Below are 23,426 nucleotides of genomic sequence, written 5' to 3' on the forward strand. Positions count from 1 at the left end.
AGTGAAACGCCCTGTGCGGATCCGCATGCAGGGTGTTGTGGGGGCTGAGGGTTAGAGACCCTCGGCTACCCGATTAGAGCATAGTCAGACATCATGTACGGGGTTAAGCTTTGATTGCCGGCACATAAGTCCGGCGGTGATTATTGCTAATGCTGATATGGCTGCAAGCGACGTGAATCCGATATTATGTGCCGTCATGCTAGTGCTACCACCGGTATGCTGAACAATGACGACCAGGCCAACAGCGCCAATAGCTCCTCCCATACGCTGGACGATGTTCACAAGTGTTGTCGCGTCTCCCATTTCCTCTCCGGAAACAGCAGTATATGCAGCGGTCATAGCAGGCATTTGGGCCAATGCCATACCGACACCCCGCGCTACGAAGCTTACCGTTAAGACTGTGGATGATGGAACTTGGGGGAAAACAAACGGGATGGCACTGAACAACAAAAGAACTGTGCCGGCTAGAGACACAACGCCCGGGCCAAAGCGGTCTGTCAAAGACCCGGCTATCGGCAAAACAAGAGCACTTCCCAGCCCCATGACAAGAAGCCATAAACCGGCACTCAAAGGCTCCATGCCGGCCACAAGCTGAAGGTATATAGGTATCACTAGCAAGCCACCGTACATGTTTGCGCCAGTGAGCCCCGTGGTTATTGTGGCAGTAGAAAAAGTTGTTCTTTGTAGCAACCGAAGGTTGATTAACGGATTTTTGCTCTGCAGAGCAGTAAAGACAAACAAGATCACCAAGGCCGTACCAAAAATAAGGGCGACGATTACAGTTTGACTGTTCCCAGATAAGCCTATTTCGAAAGCCCCGAAAAGCAGTAAAGGAAGGCCAATGCTAAGAAGCGCAAACCCTTTGAAGTCCATAACCCGGTTCGAATCACCTACACCACGAGGCACCAATCCTCGGGCAGCAATTAACGCAATCAGCCCAATTGGAACATTGATCCAGAACAGCCAGCGCCAGGATGTGGCATCGAGAAGAAAACCGCCCACTGCTGGCCCTATTGCAGGCCCCAGCGCAATTACTAAGCCAAGGGTCCCAAAAATGCGACCGAGTTGCCTCTTTTCGATCGTTGAACCGATCACGGCTTGGCCAGCGGGCACCATCAGGCCGCCGGCCAGTCCTTGAATGAGCCGGGCAACAATAAGGGTGCTAGGGTCAGGCGCGATAGCACAAAAAATCGAAGCCAGCACAAATACAGCGAGGCTACTCGCCCATAGCCGCCCATAGCCATATCGAACGCCAAGCCAAGCGCTTGCAGGCAGAGAAACGGCGAGCGCACAAAGGTATCCCGTGGCGACCCACTGGACGATAGAGAGCGACGACGAGAAGTCTTCACGAATCGATTCAATAGCAAGGTTCGCAACTGTAGAGTCAAGCATTGCCATGAATGCTCCGGCACCAGTTACAGCAGCGATTCCCCAAGATCTTTTTGGGATCGATTGAAGTGTTGAGGTGTTATCGTTCATAAGCTCCAACGCCACCAGCGCGCACGGCTTTGTAGTGAAGACGCAGCCGCAACGAAAAAACTGTCGCCGTGCTTGGGGCCTGGTTAGGCTTCAGATGCATAGCGTTCACCCCAATTCAGCGAGCCTCGCCTTCACTAAGCTACTCAATAGCTCCTCGTCTATCTTCCACTCGCTAGGAATCTGAAATAGATTCTTTTTCACCACGTACCCCTCGCCTTCAAGCCTTTTCTGAAACGCCTCAATCACTTCAGTGCTCCAGGGTGCAAGCGCAAGATGGTTTTTCAGTGCTGACACACCAAATACGTAATCACTACCCCTACAAATCTGAGGGACATTCCAAGCAAGCTTGCAATCTAAATCCGGAAATGATTTGAGAATGAAGTCAATAACGCCTTTCAGGGTATCCCCTTTGGGTGAACCCAACGAGATAAGATACTCATCTACTGAGCTAAACTTGCTCGAACTCATGCCCTACACTCCCTAAATATCAAAGTGGTCTAACAGCTAAATATATGACAGATTGTCGCGTTTAAACACGACAATTTGTCATATATCTACATGAAAAAACTTGAGAAAAACAACCTAGCTCTTTGATTATCATAAGCTTTCCTTAGCTAATCTTTCCTATTACCGGAGAAAATATACAAAATTGTCCTACTATCCTTACATAAAATAAAGCAGGATAAAATATTTGCTATACAACCTTCGCTCACGGGGTGAGCGCCTAGATTAGGATGTTCCTTGTAGAAGGCCTATCGTAGGTCGAAATTTGATAATAAAAAAAGCGATAAAGAGCCTAGTCTCGTCTATTTACTGATTAATTTTACATAAGCAAGAGCGGTTCAGAGGCTCGCCAACAGTAAGTCTATCCATTACCCCGCCCGAGCAAACTGTTCATCAAGTCGGCTTGTACCTAGGCCACTCATTTTATTCACTTTAATCTGTACAGGGATTCGTTCTTTCATGGCTTCGATATGGCTGATGACTCCAATCATTTTGCCTGAGGCATTGAGGCTATCGAGTGCATCGAGGGCGGTGTCTAAGGTTTCACTGTCTAAGGTGCCAAAGCCCTCATCTAGGAAGAGTGAGTCGATACTGGTTTTTTGACTCACTAGATCAGATAGAGCCAAGGCGAGCGCCAAACTAACCAAAAAGCTTTCGCCACCGGAGAGGGTTTTGGTATCCCTTGAGGTGTCAGCCTGCCAAGTATCCAGCACTTCTAACTCTAAGGCAGCGCCCTGTTTGCGCTGTAAGCAGTAACGGCCATGCAGTCGCTCTAACTGAACGTTGGCAAGGTGGACTAGATGATCAAGTGTCAGGCCTTGGGCAAAGCGTCTAAACTTATCTCCCTTTTGCGAACCAATTAAGCTCTGTAGGTAGGCTAAATCATCGTACTGCTGTTTAGAGGCTTCAATTTGCTTAAAGAGCTGAGTTTGTCCCTCACGGCGGGCTTTATCATCATCTAGCAGAGCACTGACTTGGCCTTGTTCATGGGTTATCTCTCTTAACGCCTCTTTGTCTTCACTCATGCGTTGCTCAAGACTCGGCAGTGCTTCAGGGTCGCTTTCTCCCCCGCTATACTCAGCAAGTAATGTTTCTAACCGTTGCTCTGCTTGCTCTTTTAACGCGATAGATCGCTGCAATGCGGTGCTTAGTTGATCTTTCTGTTCTTGCAGTTGTGCACGCTGCTCATCATTAAGTAGCGCCGCTAGGTACTCGGCCTCACTCCCAAAAGGACTCTGAGCCAGTTGCGCATCCCACTCATTACGGAGCTGTTCACCCTCTGTATGTAAACTCGCCCTCTGCTCCTGCAACGCATTTTCTGTTGCGTTAAGGTCCTGTAGCTGCTGATTTATAAGCTGATGCTGCTCATGGGTCGTTTGATAGCTCTGCTCTGAGTCCCGTAGCGCAGTTTGGGCCTGTTGCCGCGCCTCATCCACCTGTTTATCGGCAAATAATGCGTAGCGCTGCTGACGGTTGCTCTCAGCTCGCTCCTTAATGGCCTGTAATTCTGTCGTAACTTGCCCCAGCCTCTGTGTGATTTTTTCTGCCTGTCGCTGGGTTTGCTCTCGCTCTGAAGTGAGTGCAGCGATCTCTATCTCTATCTGCTGTTTTTCTTCTTCAGCTTTTAGGTAGCTTTCTACCGTTGCACTAAGTTGTTCTAGCCACTGCGTCGCATTTGCAAGCTCTGGCATCGGCAACTGTTGTGCACCGATGCTTTCGGCTAGGCTTTGTTTGAGGGTTTCGCTCTCTTCTACTGCTTTTTTAAGCGTTTGGCTCAAAGAGCTAATGGTTTGCTCGCTATAATTTAACGCTTTTTGCGTTAACGCTTGCTGCCCTTCCTCCTGCTGTAACTGGGTTTGGGCGGTTTGAACTTGAGCGTTGTAACGTTTTGCTTCTTCAATCTGTGTTTGCAAAAAGGTCATTCGTTGCTCAAGCGCCTGAGCTAACGCGGCATAAGCGGCCTGATCGTTTATATCAATGGATGACTGAGATGGATTAGCATAAGGCAGACCCGATACAAGCCCCTGCCAACGATCCATCTCCTGCTGTATATCGGTGTCGATCTGCTCTAGACGCTCAGTAGCGCTTTGAAGCAACTGCTCCTGCTTACCCAGTTCCGCTTTAAGCTCAACTCCCTGATTTTGGATATTTTCCAGCGTGCTTTTAAGCTTAGTATAACGTAACTCCGTTTCACTCTGATCTATCTCTTGATAGCTATCCACCAGCGGGTGCTCTTTTGAGCCACACAAAGGACAAGGCTGATCCGGTTGAAGTTGCTGTCTCGCCGCCGTCAGATCTGAGATCTGTTTTTCTAATGTTAAGCGCTGTTCTATATCGCTAAGCTGCTCGCGTTTATCTTTATACGCTTCCCGAAACTGCTTGAGCTGCTGATCAATGTGCTGCTTATCTTGATTCGCTTGCGCTATTTTATCCTGTAGCGCTGTTTTCTCTGCCGACAGTTTTGTAAAACTTGAGGCGATAGCGGGTAGCTGTCCAACAACACCACGCTCCCCCATCACCCTATGTAAAGATTGCTCAAGAAAGGTCTGTAAGGTTTGGCTATCCTGTTGATGTGATGCGGCTTGGTTATCGAGCTGCTGCTGGGCATGGGCCAGGCTTAACTTTGACTCTTCTAGCTGTTTATCCGCCTGGCTCAGTTGCTGTTGCTGTTCAACCCGTGTTTGCTGTAGCTCTGTTAACTCAGTTTGTTTAGCTTGCTCAACCGCTTGCAGCTCTATCATTCGCCCAAACTGTGCGCGCCAAAGGGGGAGTTTATCCACTAACGCTTTATTGATAGATGGGTTGGTTAATAGACTGCTGATCTCGCCACGGCGCTGGTTTAGTTCATCACTGCGTTGTTGATTTTTGTTAAGTGTCTGTTCGCACTCCACTTGCTCTAATTGTAGCTGTTGAAGCTGGGACTCTTTTTCCTTTAACTGATCAACCTGCTGCTGATAAGCGGCATCGAGTGGCACCACTTTTTCATTTAACAGTGTTTCTAACGCGGCATTGTTTTGTTTTAAGGTTTGCAGGGCATCCTGCTCTACGCTCTGGCGGGTCTGTAGCGTCTCGACCTCTGTACTCTTTTGCGCTTTCGACTCGGCTAACGCGCTTAATTCAGCATCGATTTTTACTAACTTAGGTTCGTTCGCTTTTAACGGGTTATAAACGCGGCTTAGCTTTTCGGCCAATGTGCTTTGCGCTAAACGCTCAAAATTCTGTTTTTCACGCGCAAGCTGTTCCTCTGCTGTAACCAGTCCCCTCTCTGTCTGAGCCAGTGTATTAAGCGCTTTTTTCTTTTCAGCCAAAAAGGTGGCTTGTTTTTGTAACTGCTCAAGCTGGCTATTTTTCTCCGTAAACTGCTGACCTAGGGCGTCACGTTTTGCCATAAGTTCAGTTAAACGCTCTTGCGTAAGCAGTTCCACACCTTCAGCTTTAGCTTGTAGCTTCTCTAAGGCTTGTTTGCTTTCACTATAACGGAGAAAGACTTTTTCAGAGATAAGGCCATAGATCTCAGTGCCGGTTAACTCTTCGAGTAGTTCTGCTCGCTCATTGGCATCGGCATTTAAAAACGCAGCGAACTGTCCCTGGGAGAGCATCATCGATTTAGTGAAACGATCGAAATCCAAACCGCTTATCTGCTCAATTAACTGGCTCTTCACTTTAATCTGACTGGCCAGAATAGTGCCCGTCGGTGAGTCGGTGATATCTGCCAGCTCAACTTTAGCGTCTTGCAGGTTTCCATCTACCTGGTTACGAGAACGGCGTTGACTCCAAAATGCCCTATAACGTTTACCTTTTACTTCAAATTCAACTTCCGCTAACGCATCCGCTGTACCACGCGTCATCAGCTCGTTGGTCGACTTAGAAATATTAACCAATCGAGGTGTGCGGTGATAAAGGGCGAGACAGATGGCATCAAGAATGGTGGTTTTGCCTGCACCGGTCGGCCCGATAATGGCAAACAAGCCATTGTCGACAAAAGGCGATTTTGTGAAATCAATTTTCCATTCGTTTTTCAGGGAGTTAATGTTTTTAAAACGTAGGGATAGAATTTTCATACATCATCTCCCGTTGCAAAAAGATCATCCACAATCGGTGCGTCACTCTCTTTTTTAGATTTTTTTGCGGGTACAGTGGAGGTAACCTGTACCGCTGAGGTCGCTGAAAGCGGTGGCTCCTCATCAAACAAGGGCAAGGCTTCAGCTTCAACTTGAGTTGACGCGACAGATTCTACATCTGTCACTATGGGCATAGCCTCATTAAGCGCTAGCCTTGTCGTTTCAGGAACAACCTTAGCGGCATCAATGGCTGTAGAAACCGGCTTACTCGGGACGAAACCGTTCTCCTCTTCCACTTGATTAACAATCTGGGCAAAACGTTCTTTAATTCGTTGCAGACGAAGTTTGTCTTCATCACCTTCGAATACTTCACTTGCTAAGCGCCGTTCAAAGACCTCAAAGGGATTCAGCTCATCCAGTGTCTCTTTCTCTTGACGGATCATCTCGCTAGACCGCTGCTTACGCGCTCGACGTAGGAGTAATACCTCAACCGGCATATCTTGGGTTAGTTTCTCTATACGTTGTGTCAGGTCATTCAGGTAATCTTGAGTTTCAACTTCAATAGAAAGCCATACAGGTAACTCATGCTCAGTGCGATCAATCTCAAGCAGTGCCTCTTCAATAGTTTTAAGATCCCCCTTAATCACTTGCATAGGTTGAAATTGAGGGACATAGAGCGGCTCTACACTCACTAAAGCGGTATCATCAAACTCAACCATTAGCACCTGTTTTTGACTGCCCAGTTCATCAAAACTCAATGCGATAGGCGATCCGCAATAACGTATATGTTCTGATTTAGCGACGATCTGCGGACGGTGTATATGACCTAGCGCGATATAATCTGCAGGCGGAAAGGCACTCGCCGGAAAGGCCTCTAAAGAACCTACATAGATATCTCTTACCGAATCTGAGCTTTTAACCCCCATAGCGGTTAAGTGGCCAGTGGCAATAATCGGCAGTTCTAATCCTAGTGCTTTGCGTTTTTGATCGGCTGCTTCATATACCTTCTGATAATGCTCGGCAATCCCATTACCTAGTGCTTGCGCTTTATCGCTAGCCGATTCATTCGCATGACTTTGCAGTACATCTCGGGGTCTTATATAGGGTATCGCACACAAAATGGCTGAAGGTTCGCCCTGACGATTGTTAAGTGTAATCACCTGATCATTTAGGTTGTCTTGTACATTGGCAATAACATCAGCGCTTAGGTATTTAAGCAGTCCTTTAGATTCATTTAAGGTTGAAACTGAATCATGATTTCCACCTAAAACGATCAGCTGACAGCCTAGCTTATTGATGGCAACTACCAGCTGATTATATAGCTCACGGGCGTAGCTGGGTGGTGATCCCGTATCGTAGATATCACCTGCAATAACCACTGCATCTATTTGTTTTTCTTTAACTTTATCAAGCAGCCACTGAGTAAATTTTTGATGTTCAGCTAATCTGCTTTTACCTATAAAGTGTTGACCAAGATGCCAATCAGAGGTGTGTAAAATACGCATCATAGAGCTTTGAACTTCCTTATCATTTGTACCGTTCTACTCCGCTAGCTTAGGGCGGACAAGGCAGTAATAAGTGCGGTTTTTGCATCAGCGCAATGGTAAACCTCAGGTAGTTTATCCATACGCTCATACATAATTTCAAGCACACTAACGGGATCAGCCAAGAGCATAATATCAAGCTCTTCCTCTGCGGAATCGCTACCATCATCATGAGTTTCAAACTGGTAGAAACCAGGCTCAGGAATCAGAACATCCTCCTCAAACCCATCCAGATATTCATCCATGCCCATTTTATGAACTTCCAAAACAGATGAGCAGCTAAAGCAAAGTATCTGGTAGGTCAGCGGAACCGAAAGAAAGTCGCGTTTAGAGGCGTAGGCAAGAAACAGTTTATCTTCTGAATCTGCATGCATAACCAAATAGGCGTAATCACATCCTGACTCAACCTCAAGTGGGGTAAGCTCTTCCACAGGCACAAATTGTGTCACGGTTTATAGCTCCATTACGTAATCAGGGAGATCCGCTTCAGCTGGTACAGGCGTTGGATTACCCTGCTCATCAATAGCAACGAATTTAAAGGTCGCTTCGGTTACTTTTTCTCGTTGCCCTATACGGCCGCGACGAACCCAAGCCTCCACATGTATATCCATCGAACTGCGCCCCACGCGGGTAACATCAGTGTAGACACCCAGAATATCCCCTACTTTTACCGGACGAATAAAACTCATGCTATCAAGGGATGCTGTTACAACACGCGCCTGTGCCCGCTGACCTGCACAGATACCTGCCGCTATATCCATTTGCGATAAAACCCAACCCCCAAAGATATCACCTGATGGGTTAGTGTCTGCGGGCATTGCAATGGTTCTCGTTGTTAAGCGGCCACGCGTTTCTCTTATATCGTTCTGATCAATCATAAAGCATACCCATTACATTCAATGAAAATATGGCCGTAGCATAGAGGATTACAGCGCCTTTGGAAAAGGCGATTGATGTGACTTTAAAGAATAGATCTATTTTTATCTCCATATCAGTTGTGATGCACGTTATTATATTTGTAAACACAATGCTTAGAGAGAACGTTATGATCATTGTCTGCCCTACTTGCATGACCTCCAACCGTATACCTGATGACAAGTCCCATCTGCAGGGCAAGTGCGGAAAGTGTAAAGGCGCACTGCATACTTATAGCCCCGCTGAATTAACTGATGCTAATTTTGAGAAATATATCAGTCAAAACGAACTACCCGTTATTGTCGATTTTTGGGCAAGCTGGTGTGGCCCCTGTCAAATGATGAAACCTATTTTTGAGAAAACAGCGGCAGAATCTGAAACACTGCTGTTTGCTAAAGTAGATACAGAACAAGCCCCGCAGGTAAGCACTAATATGCATATACGCAGTATTCCGACCATCATTATGTTCCAAAAGGGTAAAGAGATTGATCGCATATCAGGTGCATTACAGGAAGCACAGCTAAAACAGTGGATCTTGCAAACTCTAAATAAGGCTTGATCTACAGATGATAGCGAAAAAAATTGCCGATGAGCTGGGCGTTAAGCTCCCTCAGATTGACGCCGCAATAAAACTTTTAGATGGTGGAGATACCGTCCCTTTTATTGCACGCTACCGTAAGGAGCTGACCGGCGCACTGGACGATCAACAGTTACGCATTTTATCCCAACGACTTATCTATTTAAGAGAATTAGATGCCCGCCGGAACGTTATTCTTAAAAATATAGAAGAACAATCCAGCCTTACACCTCAGTTAAGACAGGCGATTCTATCAACGGATAACAAAACACAACTAGAAGACCTTTATCTTCCTTATAAAAGTAAGCGCCGTACTAAAGCACAGATAGCCCGTGAGGCACTGCTTGATCAACTCTTAGATAAGATTATCGCGAAGCCTCACACCGCCCCTTCTCAATTAAGTAGCGGCTTTGTAAATCCAGCCAAAGGCTTTGTTGATATTGATGGGGTACTAGAAGGTGCCAGCGCTATACTGAGTGATCGCATCTGTGAACATGCTGAGCTGTTAAACCGTTTACGCTCTACCTTAACTGAACAGGCGCAACTGCACGCCTCAGTCGTTAAAGGACAGGAAGACGCCGGCGCTAAATTTAGAGATTATTTTGATTACACTGAGAAACTAAAGATAATCCCCTCCCATCGGATGCTAGCTCAGTTACGTGGCACTAATGAAGGCATATTAAAACTAAAGCTTATCATTCCCGATGAAGAGCACTGCCAACAACTGATCACTCGATACTTACAACTACCTCGTAATGGTGAAGGCGCAGAATGGTTGCAGGATCAACTCAAAAGCTGCTGGAAAACCCGCTTACGCACTAAGCTTCAGAAAGAGTTGATACAGCATTACAAAGAGCAAGCAGAGAACGAGGCAATTCTGGTCTTTAACCGTAATCTTAGAGATCTGCTACTCAGCGCTCCAGCGGGCCCTAAAGTTACCTTAGGATTGGACCCTGGCCTTAGAACCGGTGTTAAAGCCGTTGTGGTTGACGAAACAGGAAAACTGATCAACTACACGACTATCTATCCTCACCCGCCTAAAAACGATTGGCAGCCCTCTAAGGACAAACTCTACGAACTTTGTCACCGCTATCAAGTCGAGTTAATCAGCATTGGTAATGGCACAGGCTCAAGAGAAACTGAAAAGCTGGTTTCTGAACTATTACAGGAACACACTGATATCCATGCGCAAAAACTGATTACCAGTGAAGCGGGTGCATCAGTTTATTCAGCCTCGGAACTCGCGGCAAAAGAGTTTCCCGATCTGGATGTTACGATTCGTGGTGCTGTTTCCATTGCGAGACGTTTGCAAGATCCTCTTGCTGAACTGGTAAAGATTGAGCCTAAAGCGATTGGCGTCGGACAATATCAACATGACGTGAACCAAAACCACCTTTCTGAGCAGTTAGAAACCGTTATAGAGGATTGTGTAAATGCGGTAGGTGTTGATATTAATAGTGCCTCCGAAGCGCTGTTAACAAGAGTCTCTGGATTAAACCAAACACTCGCAAACAACATTGTTCAGTACCGTAACGAAATAGGTCGTTTTAAATCGCGTCAGCAATTATTAAAGGTACCTAGGCTGGGCCCTAAAGCTTACGAGCAATCCGCAGCGTTTTTAAGAATACGAAATGGCACTCAGCCTCTTGATAACTCGGCGGTACATCCCGAATCTTATGATTTGGTTACGCAAATAGCCAAACGCAGTAACTGCCCTATTGCACAGCTAATCGGTGATAGGCATTTATTAGGTAAACTCAGCCCCTCTGACTTTATCAGTGATAAATATGGACAATATACGATTACTGATGTCATGGCTGAATTAGAAAAGCCGGGCCGCGACCCCCGCCCTGAGTTCAAAACTGCTAGATTACTAGAGGGTGTTGAAAGCATCGCTGATCTACATGAGGGCATGAAACTAGAAGGTACGGTGACCAACGTCACTAACTTTGGCGCTTTTGTTGATATAGGCGTACATCAAGATGGGCTTGTGCATATATCTCAGTTGGCAAATAAGTTTGTTAAAGACCCCCATACTGTCGTTAAACCCGGTCAAATCGTTAGCGTACGCGTAACTGAAGTTGATATTAAAAGAAAACGTATCGCCCTTAGTATGAAAGCGGATCAATAATAAACGTAGTAATGACAGATAGGTTGTTGTCATTTAATCGGTTATATTAATTTTTTAAAAAATAAGTAGGTACTGTATCAATGTATGTAGCAATGAATAGATTCAGAATCGCACTAGGAAAAGAAGACGACTTTATTAATATCTGGAAAAATCGTGAAACCTTTCTAGATGAGGTTCCAGGCTTTAAAAGCTTTAATCTTCTACAAGGAAAAACCGATGAGGAGTGCACACTGTTTGCATCTCATAGTGTTTGGGAATCGGAAGAGGCATTTATGGGATGGACTAAATCAGAAGCTTTTCGTAAAGCCCACGCTAATGCGAAACCCGCCACCGATATCTATTTAGGACCGCCCTCATTTGAAGGCTTTAGCTCAGTACTATAAGAATAAAGAAATAGGCAGAGCAATCACTTTATGTGAGCTGCTCTGCAAAGCCGAATAGCGAGCAAACTATTCGTCGATCAAGGTATCTATCAAGTCGATCATAAACTCGGTTTCCTCTTCAGTCATCGCCTCCCAGCCAAGAAGGTTCATACTTTCAAGAACACTACGCCCTTTTTCATCATCGATCATTTTAATGAGTCGCTGTTGAATGGTAGACGCATATTTTTGCAGTTTAGGACTTAATAATAAGGTGTGATGCACAACACTAATTTCACTACTCACCAAAATTTTCATCTGGTTTTTAATAAGATCAGATAGCTCATCATAGGCATCTTTTAGAAAAAAGCCGACATCCGCATTTTGATTCAATACATTTTTAGCAACGATCACATAACTGTCAACGGCTAAGGTTTCTGTATTACTTGCATCCAGATCTGCTGGTTCCAGCATAATCATACCAATGCGGTTAACGTCAGGGTCATCTGTTGTAACTAAGGTCGCTCCGGGTTTTAAATCCTCTACCGATTGGATGGCAGCATCTTTATGGGTTGCGATAATAGTTTCATCAGGCTTTGATATGGGCCGTACGAGAGCTTTGAAACCAAGTTCGCGCACTAGCATAGACGCATCAAAGGGGTTCGCATAAACCAAATCAAACTTGCCGGCTTTAATATCTTTACGTTGGGCATCAAAACAATCATAAAGCTCTAGGTGGACCCCAGTCCCTAACTGTCTCTGTAACCAAGTATTGAAAATAAACCAACCGGAGATATGGTCTGGCGCAAAATCAGGACTAACCGTTAAATTCAATGTCATTTTAGACGCAACCTAGCTAAGTGTTTTATATAGCGCTTCACTTTCAGAAATTTTACTGCGTGAAGGTTTACGTCTTACCGAGGTATATCCAACAACCACACCATTACGTATGTTTGGAATAACCGTCGCTTTGACCCAGTAATAAGCACCATCTTTACGTAAGTTTTTTACGTAACCATGCCATTTATTACCTGCTTCTATTGTTTCCCAAAGCCCAGCGAAAGCCACTGAGGGCATATCGGGATGCCGAAGAATATAGTGATTAGTACCAATTAATTCATCTTCGGTATAGCCAGACATTTCCACAAATGCTTGATTAGCATGAGTGATAACGCCTTGAGTATCAGTGCGGGAAACGATCAGTTTTCCCTCAGGATAAGGAACCTCTCGATCAAGAACGATTGCTTTACGAGAAGTTCCATCATGATAGTTGATGACTATATCACGAACATCTTTTACATCATGTTCAGGCATCAAAAAACCTATTCTGTTGTTTGGGGAAAACGGCTTAGAGTATCTTCCCTATTGCCTCTGCTGCACGTTTTACATCCAAAAAGATTAAGCCAAGACGAGCATTCGGTTTAGCAACAACAGTCAATACAGATTCATCATTTGCATGAGTCATCAGTATGTAACCTTTATCACCTTTTACGAGTACTTGTTCTAGTTCTCCACGTGCAAGCTCAGTGGCAGTACGTTCACCTAGTGAAAGCATTGCCGCACTCATTGCACCGACTCTATCTTCATCCAGACCTGCTGGAAGAAGAGCTGCGATCATTAGACCATCTGTTGAAATGACAGCGGACGCTTCGATTTCTGCCGAAGTTCCGTTCAAGTCACTCAGTATAGAGGTCAACATTTCTGAGCGCATATACATACTCCTTTAATGTAAGGCGTTAAAATACAGGAATTTAAAAATCGGTTATTGATCAACATCAATAATCGAGATAGCGCCGTGCTAAGGCACTTAATAAATCAACATAATTATTGTGATTCAATCGTGGCATCTGATCGATAACCAGCACAAAGCGCTGGTGGCCTAAATGAATCACCCAGAAACCAACTTGGCTTAATCCCACTGGATCAAGCATTCCCCATGACTCCCCCATAAAGGAAAGGTCACGGTTCAGAAGAAGACTATGCCTCTCATGCAGTGAACTAATATCAGCGGCTAAAGCACATAATGCCTCAGCATGATCTGGGTTATAACCGGTGGAACCAAGGCAAAAACCATGATCGTCCGCTAACGCAACTTTAGAAGTACTGGAAAGGTTCGCCAATAAACCAGGAAGAATTTTTTCAATAGAATCATCAACAACACGCACAGGCGTGTCACTCAACTGTACAAAATTCTTCTCTAACAGCTTATCAAAAAGCTCTTTCGCTTCAGTTTCTTCTAAGTCAGTTAACTCCATGATCAGCTCGTGACTAAAAGGCAGCGATACATCTGTACTAAGTAGCTGCAATAGTAGAGCTCTGGCATCATCAGGCTCTGATCCTACAGTTGCATAAAAGGCACCTGCCGGACAGATTTGAATAAACTGATTCTGAATAGTAGCACTCGTCACAAATTAACTCCGAAACCTATCGTCTAACTCTGTTTCATTCCTGAAACCATCCAAGTGAATATGCCCCTGACATGAATGAAAATACAACACGTTGAGGAACATCTAATATCCTTACAACATCTAACGCAGACAAACTATGTCCAGCCCATACTTCACTGATCTCTTCACCACTTGGCAATGGCAGAAAGCGAACAAAATCAGGCCGTGTAGATAATTGCATATTCTTTTCGGGATCCATCCCATTAAATAACCGTCCTCGCGCTGTCCAGATAGCCACTTTCCAGATCAACGTTTGTGCATCTTCTACGAGATGCTTACTTTTACCTTCTAACTCAAACTCACTTTGCGCTTCTATATCAAGTTCCTGATAACCAAAACGGGTTAAAGCAAGTTGGTTTAAAAAGTCGTCAGTAAATGTAGAGTAAAACACCTGTTCCTCAGGAAAGTAGTACATCTCTCCCGGCAATCCGGTGATTTCGATAGGTTGCTCCATTTTCTTTGCTAGAGCGACCGCTTCTATAATTTTTGCGAGCAGAGAGTCTTCAGCACTAAAAAATATACGCCTTCTCTCTTCTTTCTTACTAAGATCAACATCACCGGAGTTGCCACAACGCTGAACAACCTCTTCTGCTGTGAGCTCATGCTTGGCAAATCGCTGTCTATCCGCATCTAGCGCTTCTATATCCAAATCATCGACATCCAAATCATCGACTTGAAGCTCGGTCTTATCAGCCGCTTCGTTGGATTGAGCTTCCTTTAAATTCTCTTTCTCTTTCTCTTTGCGGGCTTTTTCTATGCGCAACTTTTCCAAGCGAGCCTTATTAATGCGCTCCTGCGTCAAACGTGCTTTTTCTATACGCTCCTCTTCTAAGCGTTTTTTCTCAATACGCTCTTCTTTCAAGCGATCTTGTTCTGCACGTTCTTCTTTTAACCGTTCCTGCTCTAAACGCTCCTGTTCTAAGCGTTCCCGTTCTAAGCGTTCCTGTTCTAAGCGTTCCTGTTCTAAACGCTCTTGCTCTAAACGTTCCTGTTCTAAACGCTCTTGCTCTAAACGTTCCTGTTTTAACTTTTGAAGCTTCAGTTCTTTAAGCTTTAGCGCCTTCTTTTTCGCCAAAAGCGCTTTCGTCTGTTCAAGCTTCTCAGCCTCTAATTTGGCTCTCAGCTCAGCTTCTTGTGCTTTAATCTCTTCTTCAAGTTGCTGAACTAAACGGTCAGAAGCGCTTACTACTAAATTACCACGCATCAACTTCTGTTTAAGTGCTTCACTTTTCCGTTTTTTGGAATACTGTCCACCACGATAAAAATCAACATCTCCGGGACGTACTTGCTGCTCGGATGGTTTGCTGTCGCCAGTAATAGAGTCAGCGCTCTCCGATTCAATATCAAATCCCCTAACGAGATTAAGTAAATCATCAGAATTGTGTGGCTTTTTAAGAAGAACAAATCCATCCCAGCTTAGATCTCTAATGCTGATGACGATTTTATAAGTATCGGCAAATTTTTCATTGATCTGCTGCTGCACATCAGCATCTTTACTCGCTTGATCACCATTGACAATAATGATAGCCGCACTACTTGCGTTCACTAGTTCACAATCGACAACAGAAGAAAAACAATATTCAAGCATTGCCTGATTGGGTCCAATAAAACCAACCAAAGCAACCTTACGTACATTTTCTAACTGATTGTTTCTTCTTATACTCATTTAAATTCAGCTACCCTTAATTTCATCCATGTAGACTAGCAGGCTGAAAGCGTCCATTGATCAATACTGAATGCTTTGTAGAAAGCTTAGATAAGCCTTCCAGATTATCTTCTTCTATAGCGCGCTGTATGATCTTTTGAACTTCTGGTGTCATAACTGACTTAGCTTGCTCAAAAAGCCTTTTCCGTAATGTAGCGCCCTTTTTACCCAGCACTAATAAGAAATCAGCAAACGCGCCTTCGAGTGCTTCGCTATCGTAGCAAGCAATAGATAAGTAAATCCGCTTAGTATGAAGACGTAGTTTATCCGGCTCCGCTGCAACCATACGGGTGAAATGGTACAAGATTCGTTTTCCTTGATGACCCTTATAAATAAGGTATCTAGGATGCTGTGCATCAAATGCAGCTTGGATACGACCGGTGTTTGGGCTATCAAAATCCGAATTTAGTTCCCAATCAGCTAACGCATCCCAAATTGGAGAATTCAAGGCTCCCTCCTATCCTATAATTATCGTTCTAACGATGAGAAAGATGTAAACAACTGTTTGTTTATATCCTGACAAACGACAGATTACAAATCTATCGGCCATAAATCGCATATATTAAGCAAATTAAATTCTAATTTAGACTAAATTAACATGTATTACCTTATTTCAGATAAACATCATACAATTCAAACCACTTACGTTCATCTAACAAACAATATTCTTTTGACTTCATCCTAAAGTATTAGTCTGTAAATTATCGACAGTCTTAATAGTTACGTTGCCAGCGGACAGAATTCCATCCGCCAATCAACACTATATTTCCGAGTATTCCTCAACGAGACAGCATTAACATAGATGACTATTACGACTCATAGACCATAGAGGCAAGGACTCTTCCTGCTCTTAGATTACCCTGAACATGCAGAATAACGCCCCCAAAAGCACAGAACGCCCCTGCTTCGGTTAAATCGCGTGCAGAGAGCTCAGCGTTAAAACTGTAGCTAAGCGCTATCAGCACAGGTTAACAATGGAACGGGATTTTCGCGAGGTTAAGCGCTCAATACAGAGTGATGCCAATAAAACAGCTGAACTTATCCGCTAGGAATGCACGGCATACAACTGACATCCGAATTGGAGCCAATTAAGCGGCATTGGTATTTGATAAGAAGCCATTGATATTAACGTTAAAGCAGCCTGCCAGTAGATTGCTATAAAAGTAATCGATGGAGCACCATTTGATCAGGCTCGGGTGACGATTGAGGCAATGCTCATACGGCAATAGGTTTGGCGAAAAACGCGAATAGCACAGCGTTAGTCATCTGGGATCAGAATAAAAAACTAACCCGCAAGCATAAAAAAGCCCTGAAGGATCAGGGCTTTTCTGTTGGCACGTTATCAGTAATTAGATACGTGCAGCTGGGATAGCATGCGCGACACTCAAGTCTTCAGTCGGTGGCGTGAAAGACGTCAGATTGATACCTTCAACCGCTTCTTTGTACTCTTCTAGAGTTGGGAAACGACCTAGGACACAAGAAAGTACAACCATTGGGGTAGACCCCAATAGAGACTCACCTTTCTTCTCTGCAGTATCTTCTACAACACGGCCCTGGAACAGGCGAGTAGAAGTAGCTATCACGGTGTCACCCGGTTCTGCTTTTTCTTGGTTACCCATGCACAAGTTACATCCAGGACGCTCCAAGTACATAATATTTTCGTACTTGGTACGTGCCGCTTCTTTTGGATGCGCGTCAGAGAATTCGAAACCGGCGAATTTCTCCAGCAGCTCCCAATCACCTTCAGCTTTCAGTTCGTCAACGATGTTGTAAGTCGGTGGCGCAATAACCAATGGTGCTTTAAAGGTGACAGGACCTTTCTTCTCAAGGTTACGCAGCATCGCAGCGATGATCTGCATATCGCCTTTGTGGACCATACAAGAGCCTACGAAGCCCAGATCAACTTTACGGCCATTATAGTAAGAAGCTGGACGGATCACATCGTGAGTATAACGCTTAGAAACGTCTTCGTTGTTTACGTCTGGGTCAGCAATCATTGGCTCGTCGATTGCGTCCAAGTCAACAACCAGCTCAGCATAGTACTTAGCGTTGTCATCTGGAGCCAAAGCAGGTGCTTCGCCAGATTTAACTTCAGCGATACGCTTGTCAGCTAGGTCAATCAGACCTTGTAACATGCAAGCTTCGTTATCCATACCTTTGTCGATCATGATCTGGATACGAGACTTAGCCAGCTCCAAAGACTGGATTAGGGTATCGTCAGTAGAGATACAGATAGAAGCTTTCGCTTTCATTTCTGCAGTCCAGTCAGTAAATGTGAAGGCCTGATCAGCCAGCAAAGTACCAATTTGTACTTCAATCACACGACCCTGGAATACGTTTTCGCCACCGAACTTCTGCAGCATCTGTGCTTGAGTCGCGTGTACGATGTCACGGAAGTCCATATGAGGCTTCATGTGACCTTTAAAGGTAACCTTCACAGACTCTGGGATTGGCATAGCCGATTCACCCGTTGCCAGTGCGATTGCAACCGTACCGGAGTCAGCACCGAACGCAACGCCTTTAGACATACGAGTGTGAGAGTCACCACCGATGATGATTGCGCGATCGTCAACAGTGATGTCATTCAATACTTTGTGAATAACGTCAGTCATTGCATGGTAAACATTTTTCGGATCACGTGCTGTGATTACACCGAACGCATTCATGAACGCCATCAGCTTAGGCGTATTGGCTTTAGCTTTGCTATCCCATACAGATGCAGTGTGACAACCAGACTGGAAGGCACCATCAACACTTGGAGAGATAGTAGAAGCAGCCATAGCTTCCAGTTCCTGACAAGTCATAGGACCTGTAGTGTCCTGAGACCCTACAATGTTCACTTTAACGCGAACGTCAGAACCTGTATGCAGAGGAGTTTTAGACGTAACACCCACCGCATTGCGGTTAAAGATCTTCTCAACAGCAGTCAGACCCTGCCCTTCGATTGAGATCTCTTTAGATGGTGCGTAAACAGCTGGAGCTTCAACACCTAGAGTTTCAGCAGCAAATGTTTGCAGTTTCTTACCAAAGGTTACCGCGTAAGAACCGCCAGCTTTCATAAATTCCACTTTTTGTGGCGTGAAAGCGTCTGCTACGTCAACCAGTTCTTGGTCGCCGTTGTACAGTTTCTTAGCTTTAGTATCAATGGTCAGAACAGTGCCCGTTGCAACTGAGTATACTTCTTCCAGTACAGGGTCGCCGCTTGCGTTACGAACAACTTCGCCGTTAGCGTCGGTTTTCTTAACCCAGTTTTTTAGATCTAGACCGATACCGCCAGTTACACCAACAGTCGTAAGGAAGATAGGTGCGATACCGTTAGTACCTGCAACGACCGGACGGTTGTTGATGAATGGGATGTATGGAGAAGTTGGCTCACCTGCCCATAGTGCCACGTTGTTTACACCAGACATACGGGAAGAACCTACGCCCATAGTGCCTTTTTCAGCGATCAACATGACTTTTGCGTTAGGGTGCTTCTTACCAAGTTCAACGATTTCTTGTTGCGCTTCTGGAGAGATCATGCACTTACCGTGCAGCTCACGGTCTGCACGAGAGTGAGACTGGTTACCAGGAGAAAGAAGGTCAGTAGATATATCACCTTCAGCAGCGATATAAGTAACAACGTCGATCTTCTCTGGGATATCATCCAGCTTGGTAAAGAACTCAGCTTTTGAATAGCTTTCCAAGATATCTTTAGCGATGGCGTTGCCCGCTTTGAAAGCGTCAGCCAAACGAGTGGTATCTGCCTCATACAGGAATACCTGAGACTTCAGAACTTCACCCGCAGCTGCAGCCTGAGCATCATCAGACAGCGCGATATCCAGCAGTACCTCAACAGAAGGTCCGCCTTTCATATGAGATAGCTGCTCAAGCGCAAACTCAGGAGAGATCTCTGCAACTTTTTCTTTACCCAAAGCGATATCTTTCAAGAAAGCCGCTTTAACGACAGCCGCTGGCGTCGTACCCGGTAGAGTGTTGTAGATGAAGAAGTTCAAAGATGCTTCGCGATGCTCATTACCAACGTCTTTAATCTGGGCAATGATTTCAGAAAGTAGCTCAGCGCTATCAATCGGTTTGGGATTCAGGCCAAGGTCCTTTTTACGAACCTCTATTTCTTCTAGGTAGTCAGAATAGTAACTCATAGCGTAAAGCGTCTCATCTCAATTAATTCTAATTATGAATCAGTCATATATTATAAGGAAAAAGCGACAAACAGCTCAATGAAAACAATTTAAATAACGCTTATAGTCGATATAAATAAAATAAATACAATACAAATCAATAAGTTACATATGGTATACATTGGTTGTAGGCATGCCTGTTTTTTTACGAACATTGCTAACCCACCCTCTTGTTGAGAACAACAATCATTTAGAGCGTGTTTGATTTTTAGGATCGATCAAGGCAAGTCAATCATAGCCTATTCCACAGCGGGTAAACTGACTCTCCTATCTATAGTGATTTAATCGATACTCAAACAGCGCATAGCATGTTCGGCTTGTAGTCAGTTTCGGAGGAGATAAACCCACTGGGCACTACCTATAAGGAGCATAGTTATACCAAATTCACTAGCAAATAGTCGTAGATTGTATGTAATTACACCAAAAATACGCCTTCAACACTTGTTTTAAGATACCTATCGTCTAACATTGTCGACAATCCAAATAAAGCAATAATATATGTTGCAGGTAATAAGGGTTCGCTGGACGGCTAAATAAACGACTAACAAGGAAATCGAGCAGCTTCGATAATGACCGGAGGCTCGTGCAAAAAAAAGTTGTAGAGCCAGAAACGCCCCATCTGCGTGAGGTATAAAATATGACAAGCCCTATCAATTTTGATCCATCCAGTTCCATTAAAACACTTCCCGGAACTACATACAGCTACCATAGCCTTCCAGATACCGCTGAATTATTTGGTATAAATCTTGATGAACTCCCGTTTTCTCTTCGTCCCATCTTGGAAGGTATCGCTCGGAATGTTGGCCAAAACGGTGTAACCGCTGAGCAGGTTAAAGCTCTTGGAAGCTGGACAGAAGCTCAAGGCACAAAACCGATCGAAATTCCTTTCACTGCAGGTCGCGTCCTTATGCACGATCTGAGTGGCACACCCGCCATTGTGGATTTTGCGGCGATGCGTTCAGCCGTTCAACGCATGGGCATGGACCCCGCCATCATTGAGCCTTTAGTACGCGCGGATCTTGTTATCGATCACACCGTTACAATGGACAATACCGGTAGCCCTGCTTCTCTTAGAATCAATGGAGAGCTGGAGGCGGCCAGAAATGTAGAACGTTATGCCTTTTTGAAATGGGGCGCGCAGGCCTTTGAAACCATCAGAATTATTCCCCCACAAACCGGCATTGTTCACCAAGTGAACCTAGAGTATCTGGCACAGGGCCACCTCAATATTAATGGACTGATGGTCCCCGATACACTTATCGGCATGGATAGCCATACACCCATGGCGAACGCCTTAGGCATTGTGGGCTGGGGCGTAGGTGGCATTGAAGCTGGAGCCTCCATGCTGGGCCAACCTATGCAAATGCTAGCTCCCGAAGTAGTTGGGGTTGAACTCACCGGCGCATTAAGAGAGGGCGTCACTGCAACAGACTTGGTACTGACGATCACTGAAATGTTGCGCAAGTATCCTGGAGGTGTTGTTGGTAAGTTTGTTGAATACATCGGTGAAGGATGCGCCAACCTTTCCCTGCCTGACCGCGCAACCATCGCCAATATGTCACCTGAATATGGCGCAACAATGGGCTTTTTCCCATTTGATGAAATTGCTGCCGAGTACCTAAGAGCAACAGGCAGAGATGGCGATCTGCCACTCGCTTTTTATAAAGCACAAAATATGACCTGGACACCTGGTCAGTCTCTGCCACGCTATACGGACCTCCTTCAGCTTGACCTATCCACCGTTGAGCCTTCGGTTGCTGGCCCTAAAAGACCTCAAGATAGGTTACCGCTAGGTGAGCTTGGCAACGTTTTCAAAAAAGCGGCGGCTGAAGGCGATCGCACGCCTGAAGTGGTTAACGTTACGCCGATGAAAGCAGACGATGCCGGTATTTTCGTATCCTTACCTGAGAGGGAGTTAAAAGACGGCGATATCCTCATTGCGGCGATTACCTCCTGTACCAATACATCTAACCCAAGCTTGTTGATTGCAGCCGGCTTGCTTGCCAAGAAAGCCAATGAGCTTGGGATGCAAGTACCTAACGGCGTTAAAACATCCTTGGCACCGGGATCTCCGGTTGCAACCGACTTTTTAACTAAGGCGGGACTACAACAGCATTTGGATGCACTGGGCTTTAATACTGCCGGTTATGGCTGCACAACCTGCGTGGGTAATTCTGGCCCTCTAGCACCAAGCATTGAAGCCGCATTGCAAAACCACGACATTATCGCCGCGTCTGTTTTATCCGGTAACCGGAACTTTGAAGGCCGTGTACATCCGGATGTTGATACTAACTTCCTGATGTCCCCTCCTCTGGTCGTTGCCATGGCCATTGCGGGCAATGTGAATATTGATGTGAATACTCAGCCCATTGGTCAGGATGCGGAAGGAAACGATGTTTTCCTTAAAGATATCTGGCCGAGCAATGCCGAAATCACTCAGACCATGCATGAATGCATGGATCCGAAAGCCTTCAGAGAAACCTATGAGAACTCACTCGACGGTCCTGATACGTGGCAGAAACTGGCATCGCCTACCGGCCCTGTTTATGACTGGGATCCAGATTCAACCTACATCCAAGAAATCTCTTTCTTCGATGGTTTCTCACTTGAAACACCTGCGGACGCATTAAATAATATATCAGGGGCGCGCATGTTAGTGATGTGTGATGACAACACAACCACAGACCACATCTCACCGGTTAGCCGTATACGTCCAGACTCCCCTCCTGGCGAGTATTTGATCTCACAAGGCGTTGCCGAGAGCGATCTGACATCACTTGGGGCACGTCGCGGCAATCACCACGTGATGCTACGCAGTATTTTTGGCAACGGTAAAGCCAGAAATCTGATGCTACCTGGCACCACGGGTGCGGTAACGAGTTACCACCCATCTGAAGGCGAACCTGCTCAAATGTCGATTTACGATGCCGCTGCCCGTTACCGTGAAGAAGGCACACCTACCCTTGTGTTTGGTGGCAAACTTTATGGCACAGGATCGTCACGGGATTGGGCCGCTAAAGGGCCAGCCTTACTCGGTGTAAAAGCGATTATTGCTGAAAGTTTTGAGCGTATTCACAAATCCAATCTAGTGGGGTTGGGTGTTTTACCGCTGCAACTGCCGCAAGGGGTGACACGCGCTTCGCTCAATTTGGATGGCTCAGAAACCTTTGATTTGAAAGGTATTGATACACTTGAGCCAAGGGGATCTGTGGAGCTGACTATTCACCGGACGGATGGCTCATCTCAGAAAATAGAACTGCTTTCGCGTGTTGATACCTCATCAGAGCTGGATCAAATACGTCATAAAGGCATCTTACCGATGGTGTTACGCGATATTATCGCCGCGAATACATAAAGGAACAGGGCAACGATTATCATAGCTCAGATATCGTCGCCCTTTTCAAAAAGCCTGAGACGGGCCACACCCCAACAGTAGAAATAATTAAAAACACACCCTGTGGACCACAATACTGCCCACTAACGTGAGTAGTATTGTGTCTATTGGCGCTTTCTCTGATTTTAA

General features: G+C 45.3%; 17 protein-coding genes. 4 read left to right on the top strand and 13 right to left on the bottom strand.

Annotation, left to right across the window (positions count from 1 at the left end; translation table 11 throughout):
- Positions 1-84: 84 nt before the first annotated feature.
- From Q4492_RS15165 to Q4492_RS15190, 6 genes are all read right to left on the bottom strand, one after another.
- Positions 85-1,479 carry a DHA2 family efflux MFS transporter permease subunit gene (locus tag Q4492_RS15165; RefSeq protein WP_303419705.1) on the bottom strand — a complete coding sequence of 465 codons (1,395 nt, stop codon included), beginning with the start codon at positions 1,477-1,479 and terminating at the stop codon, positions 85-87.
- A 105-nt stretch (positions 1,480-1,584) separates the two neighbouring features.
- Positions 1,585-1,947, bottom strand: a complete 363-nt coding sequence (locus Q4492_RS15170) for an iron chaperone (RefSeq protein WP_303419707.1) — start codon at positions 1,945-1,947, stop codon at positions 1,585-1,587.
- Positions 1,948-2,351: 404 nt separating this feature from the next.
- The gene (locus Q4492_RS15175) at positions 2,352-6,044 is read right to left on the bottom strand and encodes an SbcC/MukB-like Walker B domain-containing protein (RefSeq protein ID WP_303419709.1); all 3,693 of its coding nucleotides are present in this window, start codon (positions 6,042-6,044) and stop codon (positions 2,352-2,354) included.
- Positions 6,041-7,552, bottom strand: a complete 1,512-nt coding sequence (sbcD, locus tag Q4492_RS15180) for an exonuclease subunit SbcD (protein WP_303419711.1) — start codon at positions 7,550-7,552, stop codon at positions 6,041-6,043. The genes Q4492_RS15175 and sbcD overlap by 4 nt, the downstream gene beginning before the upstream one ends.
- Before the next feature lie 41 nt (positions 7,553-7,593).
- A complete protein-coding gene (locus tag Q4492_RS15185) occupies positions 7,594-8,037 on the bottom strand; it encodes a hypothetical protein (RefSeq protein WP_303419712.1) in 444 nt (147 codons plus the stop codon).
- Between the two features lie 3 nt (positions 8,038-8,040).
- A complete protein-coding gene (locus Q4492_RS15190) occupies positions 8,041-8,466 on the bottom strand; it encodes an acyl-CoA thioesterase (RefSeq protein ID WP_303419714.1) in 426 nt (141 codons plus the stop codon).
- Positions 8,467-8,633: 167 nt separating this feature from the next.
- Between Q4492_RS15190 and trxC the strand changes: the two genes are divergently transcribed.
- The 3 genes from trxC (at position 8,634) to Q4492_RS15205 (ending at position 11,594) form a co-directional block, all read left to right on the top strand.
- Positions 8,634-9,062: a thioredoxin TrxC gene (trxC, locus tag Q4492_RS15195; RefSeq protein ID WP_303419716.1), complete on the top strand. Its 429-nt coding sequence runs from the start codon at positions 8,634-8,636 to the stop codon at positions 9,060-9,062.
- Between the two features lie 7 nt (positions 9,063-9,069).
- Entirely contained in the window at positions 9,070-11,211 is a 2,142-nt protein-coding gene (locus tag Q4492_RS15200; protein ID WP_303419718.1) for a Tex family protein, read from the top strand.
- A gap of 80 nt (positions 11,212-11,291) precedes the next feature.
- Complete coding sequence (locus Q4492_RS15205) at positions 11,292-11,594, top strand: antibiotic biosynthesis monooxygenase (RefSeq protein ID WP_067865393.1); 303 nt, start codon at positions 11,292-11,294, stop codon at positions 11,592-11,594.
- 66 nt (positions 11,595-11,660) lie between these two features.
- Here Q4492_RS15205 and Q4492_RS15210 read toward each other — a convergent pair whose 3' ends face one another.
- The 7 genes from Q4492_RS15210 to Q4492_RS15240 all read right to left on the bottom strand — a co-directional run bounded on the left by Q4492_RS15210 (position 11,661) and on the right by Q4492_RS15240 (position 19,864).
- Positions 11,661-12,410, bottom strand: coding sequence for a phosphate/phosphite/phosphonate ABC transporter substrate-binding protein (locus Q4492_RS15210; RefSeq protein ID WP_303419721.1), 750 nt, complete (start codon positions 12,408-12,410; stop codon positions 11,661-11,663).
- 12 nt (positions 12,411-12,422) lie between these two features.
- Entirely contained in the window at positions 12,423-12,884 is a 462-nt protein-coding gene (locus tag Q4492_RS15215; protein WP_303419723.1) for a PAS domain-containing protein, read from the bottom strand.
- Between the two features lie 34 nt (positions 12,885-12,918).
- Positions 12,919-13,281, bottom strand: a complete 363-nt coding sequence (locus Q4492_RS15220) for a roadblock/LC7 domain-containing protein (protein ID WP_067865400.1) — start codon at positions 13,279-13,281, stop codon at positions 12,919-12,921.
- A gap of 64 nt (positions 13,282-13,345) precedes the next feature.
- Entirely contained in the window at positions 13,346-13,978 is a 633-nt protein-coding gene (locus Q4492_RS15225; RefSeq protein ID WP_303419726.1) for a hypothetical protein, read from the bottom strand.
- Positions 13,979-14,012: 34 nt separating this feature from the next.
- Entirely contained in the window at positions 14,013-15,683 is a 1,671-nt protein-coding gene (locus tag Q4492_RS15230; RefSeq protein WP_303419728.1) for a hypothetical protein, read from the bottom strand.
- 22 nt (positions 15,684-15,705) lie between these two features.
- On the bottom strand, positions 15,706-16,170 hold the full coding sequence (locus tag Q4492_RS15235; protein WP_303419730.1) for a hypothetical protein: 465 nt from the start codon (positions 16,168-16,170) through the stop codon (positions 15,706-15,708).
- 901 nt (positions 16,171-17,071) lie between these two features.
- Positions 17,072-19,864 (bottom strand): bifunctional aconitate hydratase 2/2-methylisocitrate dehydratase, encoded by a 2,793-nt coding sequence (locus Q4492_RS15240; RefSeq protein WP_303419732.1) that lies wholly within the window; start codon positions 19,862-19,864, stop codon positions 17,072-17,074.
- 676 nt (positions 19,865-20,540) lie between these two features.
- On the opposite strand from Q4492_RS15240, the gene acnA reads away from it, so the two are divergent.
- Positions 20,541-23,258: an aconitate hydratase AcnA gene (gene acnA / locus Q4492_RS15245; RefSeq protein ID WP_303419734.1), complete on the top strand. Its 2,718-nt coding sequence runs from the start codon at positions 20,541-20,543 to the stop codon at positions 23,256-23,258.
- Positions 23,259-23,426 lie beyond the last annotated feature (168 nt).

This window comes from Neptuniibacter sp. 1_MG-2023, from assembly GCF_030547185.1.
Lineage (GTDB): Bacteria > Pseudomonadota > Gammaproteobacteria > Pseudomonadales > Balneatricaceae > Neptuniibacter.